Source organism: Frankia tisae (genome assembly GCF_025403405.1).
GTDB classification, from domain to species: Bacteria; Actinomycetota; Actinomycetes; order Frankiales; family Frankiaceae; genus Frankia; species Frankia tisai.
Window position 1 is genome coordinate 1 of sequence record NZ_JANEZT010000457.1, and the last position, 4,554, is coordinate 4,554.

Below are 4,554 nucleotides of genomic sequence, written 5' to 3' on the forward strand. Positions count from 1 at the left end.
GTGCCCTGCGGCGCCACCCTGGCATCGAAATGCCCTCCGTGTGCGGAGCGTGCCCGTCGGCTGCGGATGGCCCAGTGCAAGACCGGCTGGCACCTCGACGACGAACCCCTCCCCGACCCCGACCCGCCCACCGACGACGCCAAAGCCCTGGCAACCCTGCGCGCGGACCTCGAAGCGGCCCGCGCTGACGTCCTGGCGGTCGGCGACACCGGCCAGGCCGGGGAGATCGACGAGCTGATCGGTCAGGTCGACGACGAACTTGCCGCGCTGGGTGTGCGTGGCAAGGCTGCCCCCGACAACCGGGACCGGCCACGCCGTGTCCGCTCGACGAAGCGGCGCCAGGATGCCCCTGACCTGCCCCGGCTCCCCGTCGACCGGCGCACCGTCGGGCGGACCTTCGAAGCGGCGGACGGGACGGTGTGGCGGCCGTCGATGTTCCTCACCCTGACCTGCGACACCTACGGCCGCGTACACAAGGACGGGACCCCGGTCGACCCGGCGTCCTACGACTACCGGCGAGCCGCGCGGGACGCGATCCACTTCCCGAAGCTGATCGACCGGTTCTGGCAGAACCTGCGCCGCGCCGTCGGCTGGAACGTCCAGTACTTCGCCGCGTTGGAACCACAGAAGCGCCTCGCTCCGCATCTGCACGCGGCGATCCGCGGCACCGTGCCCCGGGCGATGCTGCGCCTGGTCGCGGCGGCGACCTATCACCAGGTGTGGTGGCCGTCGGCCGACCGGCCGGTCTACGACGACCACCGGCTACCCGTCTGGAACGAGGATGCCGGCGGCTACGTCGACCCCGACACCGGGACGCCGCTGCTGTCCTGGGATGACGCACTCGACGGCATCGGCGAGGACGACGAACCCGCCCACGTCGTCCGCTTCGGCCCCCAACTCCGCGCCGACGGGGTCACCGCGAACACGGCCACCACCGGCCGGATGATCGGCTACCTGACCAAGTACCTGACCAAAAGCCTCGACGCCTGCCACCAGATCGCCAGCGACCCGCAACGCCGCCACGTCGACCGGCTCGCCGACGCCCTACGCCACGAACCGTGCTCCCCGACCTGCGCGAACTGGCTGCGCTACGGCATCCAACCCCGCAACGCCCGACCCGGGCTAGTCCCGGGACGGTGCAAGGGCAAGGTCCACCGGCGGGAGACCCTCGGCTTCGGCGGCCGGCGCGTCCTGGTCAGCCGGAAATGGTCCGGCAAGACCCTCACCGACCACCGGCACGACCGGGTCGCGTTCATCCGCCAGCAACTCGAAACCCTCGGCGCCACCGGGACCGGCCCGGCCGCACCCGACGGCGAGTCTGACCCGGCCCGGATGGTCTGGCAGCTCCTGCGCCCCGGCGACCCGGCCGCGCCCCGCCGCGAACACCTCCTGTTGCACGCCGTCGTCCAGCGCCACGCCTGGAGGGCCCAACTCGACGCCGCCCGTGCCGCGGCCGGCGGGGGCCTTCTTCCGGCAACCGGCCCACCGCTGCCCGACGCCGCCTGAACCCCACCCCCTGGACATCCACGGAGAGGACCCGTGACCAAGCTCCTGCTCACCCCCACCGAAGCCGCGGAACTCCTCGGCGTCAGCCGCAGCACCATCTACGAGCTGATGAACTCCGGCGACATCGAATCCGTGCGCATCGGCCGGTCGCGGCGCATCCCCTCCGCCGCACTGCACGCCTTCGTCGCCCGGCTGCGCGGCGAAGGACACGCCGCATGACCGGCAAACGCCCCCACACCCAGACCCGCGGACCACCGGCGGCGGGCGCGGCTTCTCGGCAATCAAGACGGTCCCGGCGGGTGCTACCAACACCCGGCCGGGACCTTGATCCCAATCCTGACAGTGCAGGAGCTGAGACCCAATGCCCATCTTCTCGTCCGACGCGCACGGCGCGTGGCGCACCCCCGGCGACGACCACCCGATGCTCCTCGCCCGGGTCGACGACAACGGCGACCACGAACTCACCATCCGCCCCGGCGCGGACATCGGCGACCTGGTCGCCCTGCTCGCCACCCTGCCGCCGAACGCCTTCTTCACCGAACACTACGGCGACGTCGACGCCACCCTGATCTTCCGACCAGTTCCCGAGCGTCCGTCAACCACCCCGACCGGCGGGAATCCCGCGGCGGGTCCGGCGGCGGTCCACGCCTCCGACCGGTAGCGACGCCTCCCCCCTCCCACTTCTTTCCCGTTCCTCTGGTGACGCTTCCACCTGCCGGGGTGTCGGACGGGTCCAGGGCCGACCGAAAGCCAGTCACGCAGCACCTTGGACACGGCCGGCGCCCCGGCAGATCCCTTCCTTCCCAGAGGCACGGGCCTTCCCCGAAGGGACTGATTCCCGGTGACCGAAAGGCGTCGTCGTACGCACGGTGACGGTGGGCTCTACCAGCGTGAGAGCGACGGCCGATGGGTCGGCGTGATCGACCTCGGCTGGATCGACGGCAAGCGACGTCGGCGAGTCGTCTACGGGCGTACCGAACGAGAGGCGCGCGACAAGATGCGTGACCTTCGTAAGGCCGCGGACGGGGGCCAGGACCTCGCCGCGAAGACGCAGACGGTCGCGGAATGGATGACCTACTGGCTCGACGACGTCAAGACGCACGACCGGACCCGGCCGTCGACCCTCACCCGCTACCGCTATGCCTCGGACGGCCACATCGTCCCGGTGCTCGGCAAGATCCGCCTCGACAAGCTCAAGCCGGCCGACGTCCGCCGGCTGCACGCATCCCGGCGGGATCGTATGAAGCCGGCGAGCCTGGCAAAGATTCACGCGGTTCTGCGCGCGGCGCTCGCCGATGCTGTCCGCCTCGAACTCGTCCCCCGCAACGTCGCCCAGGCCGTCAGGCCCCCAAGTCTCGCCTCGGACGAGGAACGCCAGACGCTCACCCCGGCGGATGCCCGCCGGTTTCTGGACGTCGTCAAGGACGAGCGTCTCGAAGCACTGTTCGTCGTCGCGCTGACCATGGGTCTCCGCCGCGGGGAACTGCTTGGGCTGCGCTGGTCCGACGTCGACCTCGACGCCCGGACCCTGCGGGTTCAGCGGTCGGTCCAGCGGGAGAGCGGTGAACTCCGGCTCGTCCAACCGAAGACCCGGAACCCACGGCGCCCCCTGCCCATCCCCACCGCGGCGCACGACGCGCTGAAGAGTCACCAGGAACGCCAGGACGCGGAACGGGAAGCCGCGGGCGAGAACTGGCGTGACAACGATCTCGTGTTCCCGTCCACGCTCGGCACGCTCATGGAGCCGAGGAACGCGGCTCGTCGGATTGAGCAGCTCCGGGGTCGGGCGGACCTCCCGTGGCTGCGTCTGCACGACCTTCGTCACGCCTGCGCGACGTTCCTCCTGGCGGCCGGCGTAGAACCCCGCACCGTGATGGAGGTCCTCGGCCACACCACATCCCAGATGACCATGGAACGCTACGGCCACGCCCTCCCCGAACGCCTCCACGCCGCAGCCGACGCGATAGATGGTTTCCTAAGACGCCCTGGCGCGTAGGGGGAAAGTCAACATCGGTAAAATCCGGACGGTCTACTGATGCCGCGCCATCCCGGAGGCAGGCTAGGTAGGGACGCTTGGTGCGCCAAGCGCCTTGGGCCTGGGACCTAGGGAACCCCCAGTAGGCAGATGGTGACAGGCGCCGGTCTGGTTCCGCATGCGCCGGGGAGTGCGGGATCGGAGTATCGTGCCCCGGCACACCTCACGCAGCCAGGTCTTGCCTCTGGTGCTTGTGCTTCTTGGACATCTGACGTGCCTGGTCGCGATCGTTATCGTGACGCTACTCGGCAATCCGAGTGTGGCTATGTCGATCGGTGCCACCTGGGCAACCACGTGCGGTGTGCTCACGATCTTCTTCCGTACCGAAGCCGGAGGATCATCTCGACGCACGGTGGACGCTTCATCTATTCCTCGACCTGAAAGGTCAGGAAGCGATCGTGGCCGACCCACCAAGTCGACTCGCCGGTCCCCTCGCCGAGAGGCCGGGGACAACAGTCGATCATAAGTCGGGATTGGCTACACACTCGGCTACATAACGATCTTAGGATGCCGCCACGCCACATCGGGGGGTCCGGGGGGTCGTCCCCCCGGGCAGACATAACGGCTGGTGGGAAGCTGCCCGAAGGGCAGCGACCACGAGGAATCAGCGCGTGGAGACGCGGGGATTTGAACCCCGAACCCCTGCCTTGCAAAGGCAGTGCTCTGCCAATTGAGCTACGCCCCCTGGACCTGCCTCGGCCGGGCCGCGCCGCCCGGAGACGGGCGCCGCTCGGTGAAGCGCCCCCTAGCCTACGGCATCGGGACCATCTCGGACCTTCACCACAGTGGGGTCGGCGCGTCAGCGCCCCGCCTACCAGGGCACCGTCTGACCGATTCGGTGCCTGCCCGGGAGCAGGGTGACCCAGCTCCCGCTCCTGTGGATAACTCCGACGCTGCCCTCCAAGGGGTCTCGGCATGGATCCTGTGGATAACTTCCACGCTGACCACCGGAGGTCACTGAGCGGACCCTGTGGATAACTCCTCGCTGACCACCACGGGGCGGGGGCGGGGGC

The 4,554-nt window shown here is 69.6% G+C and carries 4 protein-coding genes and 1 tRNA gene; 4 read left to right on the forward strand and 1 reads right to left on the reverse strand.

What is annotated here, in order from left to right:
* The 4 genes from NBZ85_RS27945 to NBZ85_RS27960 form a co-directional block, all read left to right on the forward strand.
* Window positions 1–1,506, forward strand: a 1,506-nt coding sequence (locus tag NBZ85_RS27945) for a replication initiator (protein WP_261562973.1), incomplete at its 5' end; no start/stop codon positions are given.
* Between the two features lie 33 nt (window positions 1,507–1,539).
* A complete protein-coding gene (locus tag NBZ85_RS27950; protein ID WP_261562974.1) occupies window positions 1,540–1,725 on the forward strand; it encodes a helix-turn-helix domain-containing protein in 186 nt (61 codons plus the stop codon).
* A 142-nt stretch (window positions 1,726–1,867) separates the two neighbouring features.
* A complete protein-coding gene (locus NBZ85_RS27955; RefSeq protein WP_261562976.1) occupies window positions 1,868–2,167 on the forward strand; it encodes a hypothetical protein in 300 nt (99 codons plus the stop codon).
* 180 nt (window positions 2,168–2,347) lie between these two features.
* Window positions 2,348–3,502, forward strand: coding sequence for a tyrosine-type recombinase/integrase (locus NBZ85_RS27960; protein WP_261562978.1), 1,155 nt, complete (start codon window positions 2,348–2,350; stop codon window positions 3,500–3,502).
* Window positions 3,503–4,153: 651 nt separating this feature from the next.
* On the opposite strand, the gene NBZ85_RS27965 is transcribed toward NBZ85_RS27960, so the two are convergent.
* Window positions 4,154–4,226: transfer RNA gene (locus NBZ85_RS27965), tRNA-Ala, on the reverse strand.
* Window positions 4,227–4,554 lie beyond the last annotated feature (328 nt).

Coding starts and splice junctions, on each gene's coding strand:
- NBZ85_RS27955 (WP_261562976.1), top strand. CDS start 1,868: ATGCCCATCTTCTCGTCCGACGCGCACGGCGCGTGGCGCACCCCCGGC.